Genomic DNA, 17,761 nt, shown 5'->3' on the forward strand with positions numbered 1-17,761 from the left:
GAATGATTGAGTTACCTGCGTAGCGTGAGCCGCATGAACAAGCGTTACGCGCTGTGGAGCTATGCCTTGGGCGCCACCGTGGCTCGTATGGGTGACGAGATGTCGGGGCCGGCGCTGCTGTTGGCGGGGTTGGCGGCCACCGGATCGGCCGCTGCGGCGTCGTCGTTGCTGGCCGGGATCACCGTTTCGGCTGCCATCGGTGGCCCCGTCTTCGGCGTTTTGCTCGACCGGTCGGCCGCACCGGGGCGGCTGTTGGCCTGGGCGCTCGCGGGGTACGCGGTCGCGCTCACGGTCATTCTGGTGAGCCTGGGGCGCGTGCCGGTCGCGGTCACGGTGTTGATCGCGGTGTGCGCGGGCCTGCTGGGGCCCGCCCTGTCCGGCGGATGGACCTCGCAGGTGCCCCGCGTCGTCGGCTCCGCCGAGCGCCTGCCCCGCGCCAACGCCCTCGACGCGATGACGTTCAACCTCGCGAGTCTGGTCGGCCCGGCGCTGGCGGGCATCGTCGCGGGATTGGCCGGGGCGCCGACGGGCGTGGTCGTGGCGACCGCGTTGATTTGCCTCGCCCTGCCCTCGGCGTTGATGCTGCCCGTCGCGCGGATGCCGCAGGAGCCGTCGGTGCGGTCGTCGAGATCGGCGCCGACCACGTCGGTCTCGGCCGACCTCGCCGACGGCTTCCGCGCCATCGCGCGGTCTCGGCCCTTGGCCCGTGCGACCACGACGTCGGTCGTCTCGTGTGCGGGGCAGGGGGTGCTGATCGCGTGCGTTCCGTTGCTCGGTGAGCAGGTTCTCGGCGCGGCCGACCGCGGCGCGTTTCTGCTTTCCGGTCTCGCCGCCGCCGCGCTCGCGGCCAATGTGCTGCTCTCGCGCCGCCCTACGCCGATCCGCCCGGACACCGTCGTCCGGGGCAGCACGGTCGTCCTCGCGATCGCACTTCTGCTCGCGGCGACTCGGCAACCGGTGCTGCTCGTCGCCGCGATGGTGATCGCCGGGCTGGGGGAGGGGCCGCAACTCACCGCGCTCTTCGCGGTGCGCCACCGGGAGGCGCCGCAGCACCTACGGGGACGGATCTTCACAACGGGTGCCAGCTTGAAGATCACCGGGTTCAGCGTGGGCGCGGGGATCGCCGGGCCGATCGCCGGCAGGTCGTTGTCCGGGGCGCTGGTGGCGGGAGCGGGGATCCAGGCGCTCGCCTGGCTGAGTTCCGTCCGGTTCGGCCGGCCGGGCGGCTCGTCGGGGCGGGAGCGATCGTCGCGACGAGAGCAGTCGCCGAGGTGGCCTCGGGCCCGATCACGGCGGCTGGTGCCGGCGCGTTCGCGGACGCGGTAGGGGCCACCGACAGCGCCGGGCAGGTCGGCCCGTGACTGGCCGGCGCCGCCCGTCCGGCCGCCCGTTCTCCCTTTCTCCCGTTTGCCTGCCCGTCTGCCCGTTTGCCTGTTTGTCCGTTCTCCCGTTTGCCCGTCTGCCGGCAACGGCTCTGTCACATCCGAATTCGCTCCCGCGAGGCCGACCTGATCACCCCCGACCGCCGAGCCGCGGGCCGGCCATGTGGACGCGGCCCCGACCCGGGCACTCGGGCACTCGTCGACGTCACCGCCATCACCGCCATCACCGTCCGGGTCCTCCGCCGCGCCCGGTCGGCGTGCTTCGAGTCCGCTCGCGTCCGGCATCGAAGGACGCGATGTCGGCGGGGTGTGCGAATGTGCCGTTACCGCTTGGCCTTTCCCGAAAGCTCGTCCGCCGAGCGCACTTTGCCGGCCGCACTTGGCCGGCCGCCGGCCGCCCGGCATTGCCGGCGCGGATGCCGCGACATCCCTACCTCGATCGGGTGGCCTTGCCGGCGCGTCGTGTTCGGACGCATCCGTTCGTTTAGTAATGTTCGGCGGCATGAGTACCTCTGCTCCCGTGGAGCGGGAGAAACTAATCACGGCGATGGCGCCGGAACTGCGCCGCCAGCTCAAGATTCGTGCCTCCGAACGGGATCTCGCCCTCCAGGAAGCGGCGGAACAGGCGATCCGGGACTGGTTGGCGGCTCCCGGGCATCGCCCGGTCGAGATCAAGCCCGACATGCACCGCCCCTGGGGGACCTATCTCCCCGTCGGCATGCCCACCGCCTTCAAGGACGCCTGCAACGAGCGTGGCGTCACCTACATCCAAGGCCTCGCACAAGCGGTTTCGTGCTGGATAGAGGGGCTGACGCCCGCAACGGCGGCGATACGGCAGCCGGTTCTGCGCGTCATGGTGTGCAACCAAAAGGGCGGAGTCGGCAAGACGTTCCTGTCCGGGGGACTCGCGCAGGGGCTCGCCGAGATGGGACTTCGAGTGCTGCTGGTCGACTACGACCCGCAGGGCCACCTGACTCAGGGCATGGGCCTGGAGTTGATCGACGAGGACGACATCTCCCTCCTCGACCACATGACGGGTCAGGCCAAGGGCCACGACCTGCGCGAACTCCTCGTGACCCTGCCCCAATCGCGCTTCGGCGGACGGCTCGACGTACTGCCGGCGTGCATCGACGCCTATCTCGCCGACGCGCTCCTGGGCCAGGTCCGGGTCAGTCACACCTCGGTCGAGCGGGCTCTCGCACCGATAGAGGTCGACTACGACGCGGTCGTGTTCGACGGGCCGCCCTCGCTCGGCATGGCACTGGACGCCGCCCTGTACTACTGCCGGCGGCGCGAAGTGGAACGCGCCCAGCGTTCGGGTGTGCTCATCCCCGTCAACGCCGACATCTACAGCTACAACGCGTACAAGATGCTGCGCCGACAGATCGACGATCTCGCCGTCGACGCCGACGCCGACATCGACTACCTGGGACTGGTGCTCAACGAGTACGACTCCCGGCAGGGGCAGGTCGTCCAGCGCAGCCACAACAGTTGGCTGGAGTTCGTCGACCCGGGAGTGCTCGTGGTCATCAAGGCCCTCAAGGAACCGAAGGAGGCCGCCGCCGCGAAGACGCCGCTTCTCGAATACGCGCCGTCCTCCGAACACGCCACCGTCATGCGCGAAATCGCCAAGGAGGTCGCCGCGTGAGCGCCGCCCGTAAAGACCTCTCGCCCGGATTCAGCGCCGACGACGACTCGACGGTCACGCGCGCGCAGTTGCGTCAGCGCAAGATCGACCGGCTGCGCTCCAGCCAGGCGGCCGACGGCGCGACCACCGCCGCCGAGATTGCCGAAGTGCTCGCCGCTCGCGAACCGACCACCGTGGTCAAGCAGTCCGAACGACTGGAGTTCCGCCGCGCGTCCGCCACAGCGGACCCCGAGGAGCAACTCCGGCACTACGAACGCACCATCGGCGATGCCCAAACCGCGGTCCAGGGCATGCTCCAGGCCGCGCACGAACAATGGGTGCTCGTCGCCGGCCAGGCCCTGCGCGAGGTGCGCGACGGTCGCCTGTTCACCCATGCCGGGCACGAGAGCTTCGATGGCTACGTCCAGGCGCGCTGGAACATCCAACGCGCGCACGCCTACCGGCTCATCGACGCTCTCCCGGTGGTGCGGGCGTTGGCCGGCACGGTGCGAAACGAACTCAAGGAACGCCAGATGCGGGCCTTGGTCCCGGTCGGCCGCAAGTTCGGGGACCAGGCCGTGCGCGACGTCTGGGCAGAGGCGGAGCGGCGCGGTCGTACCTCGGGCGCGGGCCTGGAGGAGATCGCGGGCATCCTGGGCTACGGCGAGCCTCTTGTCGAGCCGGCGGCGCAGACCTCCGCGACGGCCGTGGTGCCGTCGCCGAGGCGGGATTCGGTCGCGGTGCTGCGCCGGGCCTGGAGCCAGTTCGACGCGCGGACCATTCGCGAGGCGGCCGGGCAGGATCCGGACGAGGTGCGGCGAATCGTGGCGGAACTACGCGGTGTGCTGGATGAGGTCGAAGTACATCTTGGGCCTGTGCTGGTGCCCGTGGACGGGTCCGGGGGAAGAGGAGCGGCCGGCAAGAGCTCGGGCGGGAGTGGTTCGGCGTCGGACGACACGGGATCCGGCGTCTCCCAAAGCGTTCCTCAACGTGTCGCCCAACGTGTCTCCCAACTGGGAGACACACCGCAGTCCGTTTAAGGGGCCGAGGGAACGACAGGTCTCTGTAGTGCTGTCTCGTAGTGGTGTCTCCCAATTGGGAGACACCCGACGACCGCGATGGCAGGGCAACACGTTCACCGTCGGCATGTTCACCACTGGCACGTTCGAGCAGGACCGGGGCCGTACGCAGGTCATCGGGGGAGAGGATCACGGATGCCGGACATAGGACACTGGGACTGGTCGCGTCACTGGCCCTACCTCGCGGGGCTGGTTGTAATCCTCGCGGCCGTGATCCTGGTCGAACGCGCCAGACGCCGTGCCGTCGCCGAACGGGCCCGCGTCGCAGCGCTGCCCGAGGACGAACGGCAGGCCCTTGCTGCGGACCGGTCGGTCATTCGGGATCGGCGCGGGCGTCGGATCGAGGACATACTGACCGCCGCGGTGGCAGCCGCGGCGGCCGGCCTTTCGGCGACGCAACTCGGCAAGTTCGGTCGCGACGTGATGGGCCTGGAGGGGCCCTGGGCATATCTGCCCTTCGTGGCGCTGGACTTCGCGGCGGTCGTATGCGCACTCAGGGCCCGGCGCCGGGCTTCCCGGGGTGCGGCCGCGGGGTTGTCCGGAGCGTTGGTGTGGGTGCTCGCGTTGTTGTCGGCGTCGATGTCGGCGAGCGAGGGCGGCAGCCTCGGCGAGGCGTTCGCGCTCGGTATCTGGGCACCGATCGCCGCCGTTCTGTGGGAACTGGGCTTGGCCGAGGAGCGGCACGCCCGTACCGAGCGGGCCGACCGTAGGGTCGGGTGGATTCGCTGGCTGCATCCGATCGAACGTGTCCTGGTACTGGCCGAGTTGGCTGCCGACGAGCACCTCGGTGCGGCCGACGCCACCGAACGAGTCCGCGAGCGCCGTACGGCCCGGGCCCTGTACCGGCTGCGCCAGACCACCGGAACCCGTGACACGGTGCATGAGGACGCCCGCTCCTCGTCGCGTTCCAAGGCGCGGGCCGACCGTCGCTATCGTCGAGCCGAGGCCTTCGCGCAACGGACGGCGGCCCGGGTACGACTGGCCGATCCGGAGATCGAAGACGCGGTGATGCCGCAACTGCGTGTACTGGTGGAGGTGAGTCGGCTCGCCAACACCGACTGGTCACACGCGGGCGCTGCGGGGCCGTGGCGACACACGGGCGGAGCCGCGGCTCGCCCGGTCGGGCGCGATGCGTCGGCGCGGCTCGGGGTGCCGATCCACGACCACGACGAGTCCGTCCGCGCGGAGTCGGCGGTTCGCGCGGAGTCGGCGGTTCGGGCGGAATTGGCGGATCGGGCGGAAACGACGCCCCGCGCGGAATCGGCGGATCGGGCCGAGGACGCTGTGCGGGCCGCGGAAGCCGTTCGGGCCGAGGCGCAAGTACGTCGCCAGGCGCTCGCCCACCACGAGGATCAGGCTCGCCTTCACGAGGCGGTGACGATGGCGGTGGCTGCGTCTCGGACCGACAGTGCCGGCCACCTCCAGCAAACGACGGCCTCGCAGTCGGGCGACCCGGTACATCCGGCAGGATCGACCCGGCCACCGACAGACGCCGACTCGACGGCAACGGGCCGGCGACACAACACGGTGCCCGCACCGGTGCCCGCACCGGTGCCCGGTCCGGTGCGCGTGTCGCTGCCGCCCGCCAACGTCGGCGCCGGCTCGGCGGCGGTTTCGGACGCGAGGTTCGTGTCGCCTCCGGAGGCGGATGCCGTGTCGCAACCGCAACACGCCACAACTGCCCACCAGCCAACGCACCGTGACACGCATCCGACCACGCTCGCCGACCCGTCGGCCGGGTCGCCGCACGAGCATGCCATCGGACGGGACACTCCGGCCTTCGCCCCTCACGACACCGACGCGACGGCCTTCGCCCCTCACGACACCGTCGTCCCGACGCGACCCACCATGGTCGTCTCGCTCGCCGACGCGACCACCCATCACCCCGAAGCGCCCCGGCCGGCCAACCCCCAGACGGCACAGGTCCCAGCCCCCCGGGACGAGGCGCCCCCTCACCCGACAGCCACCGAGACGGCCGATCCCCGCTCGCCTCGCGACACCGCCGCCCGGTTCGAGTCGCCGCCGACACCCACCGCCGCGCCGGAGCCCACCCACACCGCCGACTCGACGCCGCCCGACCCGTCACCGACACCACCGCGCGGGCACGCCCTCCGTCGCGAAGGCCGCAGCGTCGACGGTGCGTCGCTCACCGACGCCGCACGCAAGGACCCACGCATCCTGGCGCTGGTCGCGCTCCTCGCCGACGACGCCGACATCAGCGGAGCCGAAGTGGGCCGCCGACTGGACGTGAGCGAACGCACCGGCGAGCGCCTCTTGGACTACGCCAAAGAAGAACTCGCCGCCCGCCGCCACCACGCCGATTCCCCGGAACTGGCCGACCTCGTGACCTGACGGCCTGAAACGTCGGCCGGAACATCGGCGCCAAGGGACAAGGGCAATACCGCCGAACACGCGGGCAGGCGTGACGTGTGCTTCTACCTGTACCACCTGCGGTGTCCACGCCGAGGCCGCGGCCCTCGTCTCGCCGTCCCGTGACTCGGGTTCCTCGCCGCACCCGCCGCGTCATCCGCGACTCCCGCGTCCGTCCGCCTCCGTCCGCCGCGTCTGTCACTCGGCTGCTCTGCCCTTGCCGTCCGTTCGGTTCGTACCTTCGGGTTCGACTTGGCCTCGACGTTCTCTCGGCAGGCGCGAGAGGCTGGGCGTATGACGCGCCTTCACGCTCCCTTCGGTGACTGGGATCCCGCGCCCCTCCGCGAAGTTGCCGCGCTCTTCTCCGGCTCGGACTGTCCCTGGTGGATCGCCGGAGGCATCGCGATCGAACTTGCGGTGGGGCGGCGGTGGCGGAGCCATGGTGACATCGACGTCCTGCTGCTTCGGCGGGACCAACTCGCGGCGCAGCGGGCCTTGGCGGGTTGGCAGTGGTGGGCCGCCGATCCGCCCGGGAGCCTGCGCCCGTGGGCGCCAGGGGAGGTCTTGCCCGTCGGCATCCACGACATCTGGTGCCGCCCCGGACCGGGTGACCCGTGGCGTATTCAGATCATGTTGGACGAGTCCGAGGGCGTGGAGTGGGTATCCCGCCGCGATTCACGGATGCGCAGGCCGCTCGACACACTGGGCGCGACCTCCGCCGACGGCATTCCGTACCTGGTTCCGGACGTGCAACTCTTCTACAAGGCTCAGGATTTCCGCCCCAAAGACGAAGCGGACCTCACGGCGGTACTGCCCGTACTCACCAAGCCCCAACGGCGTCGGCTCGCGGCTGCCATCGGTCGGACGTACGGCCCGCACCCCTGGCTCGAACGACTCCGGGCGTGACCCCACGGTCCCGGCCACGTGGCTTCCCCGCCGCTGCCCACCGACTCAATGACCACCCGGCGTCCACCCTCCGCTCGCGACCGGGCTGCAACCCAACCCCAAGTGCACTCTCAGGAGCCCGAGAGACGAGCCCCGAGGCGAGCGCCAAGCGGTTGTGCTTCCGTCCCGATCTCTTCATGAACGCGACCTCCGGGTAAGCCGTCGACGGCCCATCGAGCAGGGGGCTCGGTGTGGCCCGAAGGTGTCGATCGAAGAAGATCGAAGAAGGCGTCCAAGTAGGTCCGATCGACGGCGACGGCGCGAAGACCGCTCAACGGGCCGTACTCGGGGACCGGCGACCTCCCGAGGCGGCTGATCGCGGACGCCGGATCCGTCCGGAATCCACGGCATGTCGTCGAACGACGGATAGCCGCCGCCCGCCACATCGAGCCGGCGCTTCCAGCCGGTGAGGCCGGCCCACGTGGCATCCCGGTTGCCGTGGCCGTCCGTTCCCGGAGCGAGGCTGTTGCGGCGCCGAGGAGCAGTATTCGATCCGCCCGTCGGGAACTCCACCGCGCCTCGTAGGTGTGGTGGACCGCGGCCACGACGTATCCGCGCGAGGCCGACTGTTCGCCGGACGCGGTCAGTCGGCGCACCGACACTTCGAGTCGACGCGGCTCGGCAGGCCGAGTGCGCCAGGGATCGGCACGACTCCTGTCCACCAGGTGCAGCGTGGTGATGCCAAAAAAGGTCGGCTCTCCGGTCGGCTTCGGGACATCAGGAGCGCGGCGGTGCGGCACCGCGTCGCACCGCGTCCAAGAATGATCCTCGACGTGAGCGTCCACGTAGCCGGATACTCACCCTTCGGCAGCATCCCCCGGGTATCTCCCCGGTATCCCTCCGGCAGCCTTCCGCAGGCGGAGAGAAGCATCCCCAAAGCGGCCATCCAGTGCCGACCGATCCTCGATGCGGCCGCGGCCTCCCCGCTAGCGCCGATGCGCGCGTGCGAGGAGGCCGGACCGCTCGGCTGGGATGGCCCTGGTGGACGCCGGCAGGGGTATCAACGCCAGGCGTAGGGCCGAGTCATGATCTCCATGTTGTGGCCGTCCGGGTCGACGAAGTACGCGCCGCGGCCGCCGAAGAGGTGGTTGATCCGGCCGGGGTCGCTGAGATGGGGGTCGGCGTAGTACATGACCCGGATCGCCTGCAGACGGTCGATCATGGCGTCGAACCGGTCGTCGGGCACGAGGAACGCATAGTGCTGTGACTGGATCGGTTCGTCGCGCTTCTCGTAGTAGTCGAGCGTCACACCGTTGCCGAGGTCGACGGGAAGGAAGGGCCCCGCCGGCGGGCCGACTTGCAAACCCAGGATCTCGGCGATGAACTCGGCCGACACCTGCCGGTCCGTGGCGTAGATGTTGGTGTGGTTGAGCTCGACGCTTGTGCTGGGTCGTTGATGCTGGTCGTGCGGCATCCGGGATTGGCCTCTCCGAGTCTTGGGTTTTTCCTGGGTGCGGCGCCGCGTGAAGGCACCGGAAAGGAAGACAAAGAGAGGGGAGGGCGGGCCTCTCGCCCGGGTGGTACTCAGGGGGAGGCCGGGGGCCTCACTCGTGTATGGCTCAAGGCCGACCCGGCAGTCACCTGGCCGACCTTATTGCCCCGTCGGAGGCCGAGGCAACGCCCGATGGCTCCCGCCCGTCCGAGAAGTGGGCGACGGTGTACTGCCGCAGCGGCCCGAAGCGAGCCTCGATCGGGCGGGCCCAAGGGGCGTTCGTCGGCGTGAAACACCACTCGACCGGGTTTGCACAACCCGGCGGACCTCCGGACACCGCCCTAACGCCCCGCCCTAACGCCCCGCCAACTCCTCTGCCAGGGACAATAGTTCCGACAGTCCGAGCGAAGGCTCGGTGGAGCCGGGAAGCGGTACATGTAGGCGGTCGGTCCAGCGGGTGGGGACGGCCGGAAGCCCGTACACGGCGCCCGCGAGGCCGCCCGTGACCGCGGCCACGGTGTCGGTGTCGCCGCCGAGGTCGACGGCGGCGCGGAGGGCGTCCTCGAAGGTACGGGTCGTGCGCAGCGCCCAGAGCGCCGATCCCAGGCACGGCCACACGGCACCGTTGAACTCGGTGGCGTCGTCGGGATGCCATTTCGGGTCCAGAACGGTGGTGTAGCGGTCGCGGTGGTCGGGGTGTACCTCGCTCAGCGTGTCCCCGACGGCCTCCAGGGGATCGGCGCCGGTCAGCGCGATCCGGATCAACTCGTGGAATACGGCGGTGCCCTCCCACGCCGCCCGGTCGCCGTGGGTCAGCGCGGCGATCCGGCGGGCTGCGGCCATGGTCGCCTCGCGGCCGTCACGGGCGAAGAATACGGCCGACGTCGTGGCGCGCATGAGCGAGCCGTTGCCGGCCGCGAACCTGTTGGTCCGAAAATGAAGCGCCGCGGCGAGGTCCCAGGGCATGCCGTTGGTGAGGACGCTTTCGGTTTGCAGGCCGATGTCCTTGGGGTTCGACGTCGCCCACCGTTGAAACCGGGCGAACATGTCGGGCAGGTCCAACCCGCCCCGTTCCACGAGGGACCGGCCGACCAGCACCGCCATCTGGGTGTCGTCGGTGGCCTCGCCCGATTCCCAGCCACGCCCGCCGCACATCTCCGACGCGATGCCGGGGTCGGCCCGGGCGAGGCCGGGCGAAGAGGCCGGGAAACGGGCGGAAAACTCACCGGCGGCACCGAACTCGAACGGAGCACCCAACGCATCGCCCACCGCCGAGCCGACGACGGCGCCTGCGACACGCTGCATACGAAGGTCCATTGGGGCAGGGTAGTGCCGCCGACCACGCCGCGAGCGCCCGACCCGATGCGAATGCCTCAACGGAAGGCCCAAGCGGAAGACCAAGCGAAAGACCCACGCGAACGACCTAAGCGAAAGACCCAAGCGAAAGACTCACGCGAAACTACCGAGCGCAACGACCAACTGAGCGCCTGCCGCTACTCCAATCCCTTCTTACCCGGCGTCCAGAAGGGCTTGGTCAGCACCGAGCGGCGCGGCCATCCGCGATCGACCACCAAGTGTTCACGGATCAGCTGCACCGTCCGCGCCTCGCCCGCCACGTACGCGACGCCCGGCTCGGTCGGCAGGTCCAAACCGCGTACGGCGTCGACCAGTACGGCCGATGCGGCGGCCGAGGCCGTACCGCGCAAGGGGAATACCAGATCGGTGCCCCGAGCGAGCGGCAACCGGTCCTCGGGCGTCGCGGTTTCCACGGCCCCGTACACGGCGGCCTCCGCAGGCAGCGCCGCGAGCATCGCGCCGATCGCCACCGCGGCGGTCTCCTCGCCGGCGAACACGTGGTACGGCGCGTCCGCGCGCAGCGTGAACTTGCCTTCGGGTTTGCCGAATCGGACCTCCTGACCAACCGTCAGGTCGCGACCCCAACGAGCGCCCGGGCCCTCACCGTGGTCCATGACGCACAGGTCCATTTCACCGGCGTCCGGGTCGTACCGCCACACCGAGTACGTGCGCAGCAGGTCGCCGGGTCGTATCCACATCCGCGGCGACAGCAGGTCGCCGACGTGTATCCGCACCTGCTGCCCCGGAAGCCAACCGAGCCCACGGACGGCCTCGCCGCCGATCCGTGCGCGGCGCATCCGCGGCGTGATCGACTCGATCTCGATCACGGTACCGGTGACGAACAACCGGTCGAGGAACCGGCGGCCTACGCCGGTCGAGCGTTGGGTCGTACTCATCGGACGATCTCCTCCATACGTCGACTGTTTCGCACCTGCCTCGCCGTGCCGGCCCAGGTTGGTTGCCGGCGCGAGGTGGTGCCTGTGCGAGGTGGTGCCTGCGCAAAGTGGTGCCTGCGCAAGGGAGCACCGGCTCAGCGTTTGTGTTTGCGTTCGCGGTCCACTGCCTTGAGCTCCCGCCGCGCGTCCTCCAGGACCGCGCGCACCCGCTCGACGACCGCCGGATCGCCGTGCGCGCGAACGATCGTGGCCACTGCCGCCTTGATCAGGCGCAGCGCCGGGGCAACGATCTCGGCCGCGTTCGGGTCGCGCAGCAGGCCCCATTCGCCGCGTACGGTCGCGCGGGCCCAGATTTCCTCGATCTCGTGCGCATGCGTGGCCACCTCAAGGCGGCCCGCGTCCGTGATGTGGAAGACCTTGCGCCCTCCGTCGACTTCGTGCAGCGCGAGCTGCTCGTCCTCGACCTGTTGCAGGGTGGGGTATATCGCGCCGGCACTTGCCTGGTAGGCCCCGGCGAAACGAGCTTCCAGGCGCGTCATCAACTCGTAGCCATGACCCGGCTGGTCGGCGATCAGGGCAAGCAGTGCGATGCGGAGCTCGCCGGGGGCGAAGAATCGCCCGGTCCCGGTCGAACCGCCGACGCCCCTCCGACTGCCGTGGCCATGCCCACGCCGTGTGTTCATGCTCGAAAGATATGTCGTACGACATATCTTCCGCAAGGCTGAGCGCCAGTCTCAAGGTCCTCCGGAGGCACGCAACGATGTTGCGGCGTAGTCCTGTTGCCCGTCGTCTGGTGACGAGTGCCGCGAGCGCGGCGATGTCGTTCGACGACTGCCGGTCGACGAGATCTCGTGACCGAGAACCGGACCAGGCGGCGCGAAGGCGAGAGCGCGCCGACGACGTCGCGGTGCCGCGTACGGTCGGTTTCCGGCTCGGGAGCACTGGCCTGGACCCGACGCCGCGCGCGGCCGGCGGGTCGGCGCGTTGCGGCGGGAGAGCGGTCCACGATGGGAGCGATCTTGTTGAACGGCATGGCGAACAGGTCGATGCAACACGAACGCGAGTCGTGCGGAGGGCGCCAAGGTATCCAGGACCACGAGCATCGCGGGTCCCACGGAATCGGTTCGGAGCGCCTCGTGTTCGGGGTCGACGCCGTCTGGGGGCCGACGATGGGGTCGGGCACGTATACGTCGAGCGTGTCTTCTCGCCGGGACTTGCGCGCACGGAGCATGTCCAGGCAGACCCGGCTCACGACGGTGGTAAGCCGGCCGCTCAGGTTCTCGATGCCGGTTGTATCGGACCGATCGAGCCTGAACCAGGCCTCCTGTACGGCGTCCTCCGCCTCGCTGACCGAGCCGAGCATCCGGTAGGCGACTGCCCGCGGGTGCGTGCTCTCGGTGGCGGCGGCCGGCGCGGGGCGGCGCCGTGGCACGTCGAGGACTCTTGGGCCGGGTCCACCGCTGAACCGTTTCGGTAGTGCCTGCCGGGGCGGCATCGGTCGCGGTTCGGGCGCGCCGAACCGTGCTCAAGCGTCGTGTTGGGCGGCCACGAGGTGTTCGCCGGCGGGGGTCCGGTAGTACAGGACCGAGCGGCCCGTGCGCCGGCGTTGGATCAGATGAGCGTCCAGGAGGACCTTGAGATGGCGTCCCACCGACCCCAGGCCCTGGCCGGTGAGCGCGACCAACTGTGTGGTGCTCTTGGGGGTGTCGAGGAGGACGAGTACCCCCGCGCGAGCCGGCCCCAGGAGCGTACCCAGAGCCGCCGGTACGGGAGTTCGTCCCGCTTCGGCGAGGGTGCCCGAGCACGGGTAGACCAGCGCGTAGCGGTGCGGCGCGTCCCAGCACGCCCACGCCTGATAGGGGGTGACGGGAACGAACATCAGCCGTGCGGCGCACAGGTCGCGCGGCGGATAGTCGTACGTGTTGATCTGGAGCCGGCTCTTCCCGAGCCAGCGCATCCCCGGTCGCATGTCGTCGACGGCCGCGGCCCAGCCGCCTCGGCTCAGCCGGGCCGTACGCGCGACGATGTCGGCCTCGATGATCCGTCGGCGTCGCGGCCAATAGGGGAGTACCGCGTACGTCCAAACCCACTCCAGCAGATCGGCGGTACGGGCCGGCAGGTCGGAGCGGCGCAGTGCCCCGGGCAGGGGGCCGCCCAGCGAAACGGTCAGGTCGGCGCGAGCGGTCTCGGGAGGCGTATCGCGGATCCCGGACACCTCCTGCGCGAAGGAGAGTTCGTCTTCGCCGGTGGGGCTGGGGGTGGGGGTGAGGAAGTCGGCGTTCCAATGGGTGCCCAAGGCGGCGCGGATGAGCAGCGCCGTGATCGGGTCGTCGGCCTGACGGCGCCGGTAGGCGGGCAAGTGGGCATCGAGCCAAGTGCGTTCGCCCGGGTGGGCGGCGGTTCCGTGTTCCAGGGTCTTCAGGCTTGCGGTGGCCTCGGCGAGGGGGGAGATCACGAAGCGACTGCCGGCGAGGGTATCCGCGTGGACCTGCCACCAGCCCATGGTCGCCCTTCCCCGTCGAGCGGCTCCCGAGCCGCGATCCGGAGTGATCCGAAGTCTCGATCCGCAAGTCTCGGATCCCGGTCTCGACTCCCAGTCTCGATCCAAGCCCGAGCCGCGATCCCGACTCGCGAACGCAAGTCGTGATCTGGACTGCGGCTCCGATCGCGATCCGCAGTTGTGCTCCCAACCGTTGGTCCCGAGGTGCGATCCCGGACCGCAATGCCGGACTCGCCATCCGAGTCGTAACCCGTGCCACGCCCCCGAGTTGCGGCGCTGACTTGCGGCCTCAAGCAGTTGCGGCCCCGAGTCGCGATTCCGGACCGCGTCCCCGACCACCCGACCACCCGACCACCGACCGCGCCCCCGCGATCCCTGGTGGTGGTGCGCCCCGTTGGTTGTTTTCGTCGTACTGCGAAACAGTAACGTTCCCGTCGTGGAGGCGCCGAGACTCCGTACATGCGCAGCTACCGAGGGCTTTTTCGGACGCCCGAGTTCACGCCGTTCTTTCTGACCGCCTCCGTGCAGGTGGCCGCGTCCACGGTGAGCGGGTTGGCGATGGCCACGCTCGTCTACTCGTCGACCGGTTCACCGCTGCTCGCCGCGCTAGCCATGTTCGGCCCCTCCCTGGCTCAGGTGGTCGGTGCCATGACGCTGCTCTCGGCGGCCGACCGCTTGCCGCCGCGGGCCGCGACGACAGGCATGGCGTTGCTGTTCGGTGTGGCTACCGCAGCGCTGGCGGTGCCCGGTCTGCCGGTGTGGGCGGCGTTCGTGATTCTGTTGGGCGAGGGGCTGGTCGCCTCGCTGGGTGGGGGAGTTCGTTACGGGTTGCTCAACGAGATCCTGTCGCGGGACGGGTACCTGGTTGGTCGGTCGTTGCTCAACATGTCCGTCGGCGGCATGCAGATCTGTGGGTTCGCGGTCGGCGGTGTGCTGGTGAACGGACTGACCGCGCGCGGGACGTTGCTCGTGGGTGCGGGCCTGTACTTCGCGGCGGCGGCGGTCGCCCGCTTCGGTCTCGGTGCCCGGCCGCCGCGTGCCGCCGGGCGCCCTTCGGTGGGCGAGACGCGACGTACCAACGCCTTGCTGTGGTCGGTCACGGCTCGCCGCTACGTGTACATCGGCCTGTGGGTGCCCAACGGACTGATCGTCGGGTGCGAGTCGCTCTACGTCGCGTACGCGCCGCACCACGCGGGACTGCTCTTCGCGTGCAGCGCGGCGGGGATGTTGCTCGGGGACGTCGTGATCGGGCGGTTCGTGTCGCGACGCCGGCGAGCGCGGCTCGCCACGCCGTTGGGGTTGCTGCTCGCGGTTCCCTACCTCGTCTTCGCGGTGCGGCCGCCGTTGGCCATAGCGGTGGTGGCGGTGGCGTCGGCGTGCATCGGCTACTCGGCTTCGCTCGTTCTTCAGGAACGCCTGATGGCCTTGACACCTGAGGAGTTGAGCGGGCACGCGCTCGGGCTGCACACCTCCGGGATGCTCACCATGCAGGGCGTGGGCGCGGCCGTCGCGGGTGGCGTGGCGCAGTGGACCTCGCCCGCGACGGCGATGGCGGTGATGGCGGCGGTTTCCGTCGCGGTCACGGTGTCCTTGGCGCCGGGGCTGCGGTCGCGGCCTCCCGTTCCGGGGGTGGGCTCTCCGGCGCGCGAGTCATGACGGTTGATCGTCGTGAGGCGATCTTGGGATGGATCAAGTGCCGTGTGACCAGGAGCGGTCGGGTCCGTTGGGACACGTCGATGGAAGCGGTCGAGACGCAGGGGCCGTTCGAGGCCGGATCGAAGATCTGCATGACCCCGAACGAAACAGGGCGCATCGTTTCGGTCATCGTCGGGATTCCCCAGCGGCGGCGGCGTGATACCGGCGGATCGACACCTCGACCCCACGACACCCACGACGGCCTCGACACCCACGACGGCCTCGACACCTGCGACGGCGTTGTCCGCCCCCACCAACCGTCCCGAATCATCGCGGGGCGCTGCGGCGGTATTGCTGGCCCCCCTTTCGGTCGCGCACGGTGAGACCCGCCGCGCGCAGGTCGTCCAGTGCCTTCGCCGCGGCGCCGGACTGCTTGTCGGTCAAGGCGTGCTTGCGTGCTCGCAGCAAGGCGTGGGCGGCTTCGTCGAGGTCCGGGACGCCGTCGACCCAGGGGGTGAACTCGGCCTCGCGCGGGTCGGCGGTGCCACGCCACGGGTAGTCGAACCGCTCGCACGCCTCGGCCAGTTGCTCGTTGGACAGGTCACTCGCCGGGACGCGGGCGAGTTCGGCCTCGCCGCGGTCGAGGACGACCAGGTCTCGGCCATCGGTGAACAGCGCGCCGATGCGGTCGCGGACCAGGTGCAGGTGCAGCCCGGAATCGGCCTTGCGGACGGCGATGTGGTCGGCCTCCACCGTCACGACCGGGCTCTCCTCGCGGGCCACCGACGCCACCCACAGGCCCACCGCGGTACCGGCGAGGGTCAGTACGGGCACCGCCCACACGGTCCGCAGCTTCGCGGCGATCCGAAACGGAGCGGGAGCCGAACCCGTGACGTCGATCAACCATCGCACCAGGGGACCGACTCCGAAGCCCACGCCGCACCCGAGCGCCGCGCCGACGACGACGATCAGCCACAGCCACACCACCGGCATCCTGATCGTGACGGAACGCCTATCCGTGGTGTTCCCCATTGTTGCCCCTCGTGTCGTTCGGTGACGGCGGTGCCAGATAGCGCGCGACGGTGCGTCGAAGTGCGGAGGTGGGGTCGCGGGCCGGATCCGCGTTGAGGAATACCGCGTCGACGACGGTCTGGATCCACGCTGCGGCCTCCGCCGGAACCAATGCCACGTCGACCGTTCCGTCGGTGATGCCGCGCTCGATCAGGTCGGCGAGGCCGTCCCGGACGATGCGTGCGGTACGTGCGACGACGTCGACCAGTTCCGGGTCGCGGTCGGCCTGCCGCAACAGTTCCACCAACAGGCCGGACGCGCTCGGATCCCGGGCGGGGGCGGCGAGTTCGTCGACGAGGTCGAGAATCGCCGTGGTCGGCGCTTCGACGTCGGCGAAGCGGGAGACCAGAATGCTCGACAGCGGCAGATCCCGCTCGAACACCGCCCGGAACACCGCCCGCTTGTCCTGGAAGTAGTAGAAGACGCCTGCGGTGCTGAGTCCTGCCGCGCGTGCGATGTCCGCGACGGTCGTCGCCTCGAACCCTTGCGCCGCGAACAACCGCCCTGCGGCGAGGGTGATCTGCTCCCGCCGCTGCGCCGCCCGTTCGGCGTCCACGGTCCGCGCCACCGCCTCCGCCTTTCATTGACTGATTGATCAATCGAAGAATAACCCGAAAGCCCACCACCCGACAGAACCCACCGACGGAACCCACCAACGGAATCCCAACAAAACCCCAACGGAACCCACGACAAGGCTCACCAACCGACCGAACCGAAGGACCCCGCCGACAGACCCCGCCGACAGAGCCCGCCGACAGGCTTCACCGGCAGTGCCTACCGACGGAGTCCCCGCCCGAGGAGGCCGCGCCGAGAGGGAACTATCGTGATCGGAATGAGCGAGGATCCCGTGGTGTTGCGTCCGGTGACCGAGGCTGATCTGTCGATGATCGAGCAGTTTCTGACGGATCCGGAAGCGAGCGGACCATTCCAGTGGTACGGGTGGGGCGATCCGGGGCGCGTTCGCCGGCAGTGGGCGGAGAACGGTCTGCTGAGCGATGGCGCAGGCCGGTTGACGGTGGCCGCTGGAGCCGAGCAGCTCGGCTTCGTCGCGTGGCGGAAGGTGAACACGGCGCGGAACTTCTGCTGGAACATCGGTGCCCAATTGGTGCCGGAGGCGCGAGGCCGCGGCGTCGGCACTCAGGCCCAACGACTCTTGGTGCGCTACCTGTTCGCGCACTCGCCGGTGGTTCGGATCGAGGCGGACACCGAGGCGGACAACTTCGCCGAGCAACGTGCCCTGGAGAAATCCGGATTCACTCGCGAGGGTGTCATGCGCAGCTTCGTGTTCCGGGACGGGTGGTGGCGCGACGTCGTGCGCTACAGCGTGTTGCGCGACGACCTCGCCGCGGACGAGCCGCCGAAGCTGCGCGCGACGCAGGCCGCCAGGACGGTCCCCGGCGGCTGATCGGTACTGCCCTCGCGGACTTCACCACGCCACCACTCCGCCACGCCGCCACGCGACCGCGCC

Annotated in this window: 14 protein-coding genes and 2 pseudogenes; 7 read left to right on the forward strand and 9 right to left on the reverse strand. The window is 70.0% G+C overall.

Features of this window, described 5'->3' with window-relative positions:
- The first annotated feature begins 33 nt into the window (after positions 1-33).
- From GT354_RS32775 to GT354_RS32795, 5 genes are all read left to right on the forward strand, one after another.
- Positions 34-1,326: an MFS transporter gene (locus GT354_RS32775; RefSeq protein WP_161360009.1), complete on the forward strand. Its 1,293-nt coding sequence runs from the start codon at positions 34-36 to the stop codon at positions 1,324-1,326.
- Positions 1,327-1,884: 558 nt separating this feature from the next.
- A complete protein-coding gene (locus GT354_RS32780) occupies positions 1,885-3,030 on the forward strand; it encodes a ParA family protein (protein WP_237535708.1) in 1,146 nt (381 codons plus the stop codon).
- Entirely contained in the window at positions 3,027-4,049 is a 1,023-nt protein-coding gene (locus GT354_RS32785) for a hypothetical protein (RefSeq protein WP_161360010.1), read from the forward strand. Before GT354_RS32780 ends, GT354_RS32785 begins: the two co-directional genes overlap by 4 nt.
- A 174-nt stretch (positions 4,050-4,223) precedes the next feature.
- On the forward strand, positions 4,224-6,440 hold the full coding sequence (locus GT354_RS32790) for a hypothetical protein (RefSeq protein WP_161360011.1): 2,217 nt from the start codon (positions 4,224-4,226) through the stop codon (positions 6,438-6,440).
- Between the two features lie 312 nt (positions 6,441-6,752).
- Positions 6,753-7,364: an amino acid transporter gene (locus tag GT354_RS32795; protein WP_161360012.1), complete on the forward strand. Its 612-nt coding sequence runs from the start codon at positions 6,753-6,755 to the stop codon at positions 7,362-7,364.
- Between the two features lie 1,039 nt (positions 7,365-8,403).
- Here GT354_RS32795 and GT354_RS32800 read toward each other — a convergent pair.
- The 7 genes and pseudogenes from GT354_RS32800 to GT354_RS32825 all read right to left on the reverse strand — a co-directional run bounded on the left by GT354_RS32800 (position 8,404) and on the right by GT354_RS32825 (position 13,590).
- Positions 8,404-8,817: a VOC family protein gene (locus tag GT354_RS32800; RefSeq protein ID WP_161360013.1), complete on the reverse strand. Its 414-nt coding sequence runs from the start codon at positions 8,815-8,817 to the stop codon at positions 8,404-8,406.
- A gap of 235 nt (positions 8,818-9,052) precedes the next feature.
- A pseudogene (locus tag GT354_RS54825) lies at positions 9,053-9,145 on the reverse strand (IS630 family transposase); the annotation flags it as partial.
- Positions 9,146-9,189: 44 nt separating this feature from the next.
- Entirely contained in the window at positions 9,190-10,152 is a 963-nt protein-coding gene (locus GT354_RS32805; protein ID WP_161360014.1) for an ADP-ribosylglycohydrolase family protein, read from the reverse strand.
- A gap of 176 nt (positions 10,153-10,328) precedes the next feature.
- Positions 10,329-11,087 (reverse strand): siderophore-interacting protein, encoded by a 759-nt coding sequence (locus GT354_RS32810; protein WP_161360015.1) that lies wholly within the window; start codon positions 11,085-11,087, stop codon positions 10,329-10,331.
- Positions 11,088-11,221: 134 nt separating this feature from the next.
- Positions 11,222-11,770, reverse strand: coding sequence for a PadR family transcriptional regulator (locus GT354_RS32815; protein WP_161360016.1), 549 nt, complete (start codon positions 11,768-11,770; stop codon positions 11,222-11,224).
- 206 nt (positions 11,771-11,976) lie between these two features.
- Positions 11,977-12,519: pseudogene (locus GT354_RS54830) on the reverse strand (sigma factor); the annotation flags it as partial.
- 93 nt (positions 12,520-12,612) lie between these two features.
- Positions 12,613-13,590, reverse strand: coding sequence for a winged helix-turn-helix domain-containing protein (locus GT354_RS32825; protein ID WP_161360017.1), 978 nt, complete (start codon positions 13,588-13,590; stop codon positions 12,613-12,615).
- 456 nt (positions 13,591-14,046) lie between these two features.
- Between GT354_RS32825 and GT354_RS32830 the strand changes: the two genes are divergently transcribed.
- Complete coding sequence (locus GT354_RS32830; RefSeq protein ID WP_161360018.1) at positions 14,047-15,243, forward strand: MFS transporter; 1,197 nt, start codon at positions 14,047-14,049, stop codon at positions 15,241-15,243.
- A gap of 306 nt (positions 15,244-15,549) precedes the next feature.
- On the opposite strand, the gene GT354_RS32835 is transcribed toward GT354_RS32830, so the two are convergent.
- Entirely contained in the window at positions 15,550-16,254 is a 705-nt protein-coding gene (locus GT354_RS32835) for a hypothetical protein (protein WP_202512578.1), read from the reverse strand.
- On the reverse strand, positions 16,235-16,861 hold the full coding sequence (locus GT354_RS32840) for a TetR/AcrR family transcriptional regulator (RefSeq protein ID WP_161360019.1): 627 nt from the start codon (positions 16,859-16,861) through the stop codon (positions 16,235-16,237). Before GT354_RS32840 ends, GT354_RS32835 begins: the two co-directional genes overlap by 20 nt.
- Before the next feature lie 264 nt (positions 16,862-17,125).
- On the opposite strand from GT354_RS32840, the gene GT354_RS32845 reads away from it, so the two are divergent.
- Positions 17,126-17,698, forward strand: a complete 573-nt coding sequence (locus GT354_RS32845) for a GNAT family protein (RefSeq protein ID WP_161360020.1) — start codon at positions 17,126-17,128, stop codon at positions 17,696-17,698.
- Positions 17,699-17,761 lie beyond the last annotated feature (63 nt).

The sequence above is a fragment of the Streptomyces sp. SID3343 genome, from assembly GCF_009865215.1.
Lineage (GTDB): Bacteria > Actinomycetota > Actinomycetes > Streptomycetales > Streptomycetaceae > Embleya.

Excerpts from the sequence above, each read along its gene's own strand:
- GT354_RS32810 (WP_161360015.1), bottom strand. The coding sequence starts at position 11,087 with ATGAGTACGACCCAACGCTCGACCGGCGTAGGCCGCCGGTTCCTCGAC.
- GT354_RS32790 (WP_161360011.1), top strand. The coding sequence starts at position 4,224 with ATGCCGGACATAGGACACTGGGACTGGTCGCGTCACTGGCCCTACCTC.
- GT354_RS32800 (WP_161360013.1), bottom strand. The coding sequence starts at position 8,817 with ATGCCGCACGACCAGCATCAACGACCCAGCACAAGCGTCGAGCTCAAC.
- GT354_RS32830 (WP_161360018.1), top strand. The coding sequence starts at position 14,047 with ATGCGCAGCTACCGAGGGCTTTTTCGGACGCCCGAGTTCACGCCGTTC.
- GT354_RS32780 (WP_237535708.1), top strand. The coding sequence starts at position 1,885 with ATGAGTACCTCTGCTCCCGTGGAGCGGGAGAAACTAATCACGGCGATG.
- GT354_RS32795 (WP_161360012.1), top strand. The coding sequence starts at position 6,753 with ATGACGCGCCTTCACGCTCCCTTCGGTGACTGGGATCCCGCGCCCCTC.
- GT354_RS32775 (WP_161360009.1), top strand. The coding sequence starts at position 34 with ATGAACAAGCGTTACGCGCTGTGGAGCTATGCCTTGGGCGCCACCGTG.
- GT354_RS32805 (WP_161360014.1), bottom strand. The coding sequence starts at position 10,152 with ATGGACCTTCGTATGCAGCGTGTCGCAGGCGCCGTCGTCGGCTCGGCG.
- GT354_RS32825 (WP_161360017.1), bottom strand. The coding sequence starts at position 13,590 with ATGGGCTGGTGGCAGGTCCACGCGGATACCCTCGCCGGCAGTCGCTTC.
- GT354_RS32835 (WP_202512578.1), bottom strand. The coding sequence starts at position 16,254 with ATGGGGAACACCACGGATAGGCGTTCCGTCACGATCAGGATGCCGGTG.
- GT354_RS32815 (WP_161360016.1), bottom strand. The coding sequence starts at position 11,770 with ATGAACACACGGCGTGGGCATGGCCACGGCAGTCGGAGGGGCGTCGGC.
- GT354_RS32845 (WP_161360020.1), top strand. The coding sequence starts at position 17,126 with ATGAGCGAGGATCCCGTGGTGTTGCGTCCGGTGACCGAGGCTGATCTG.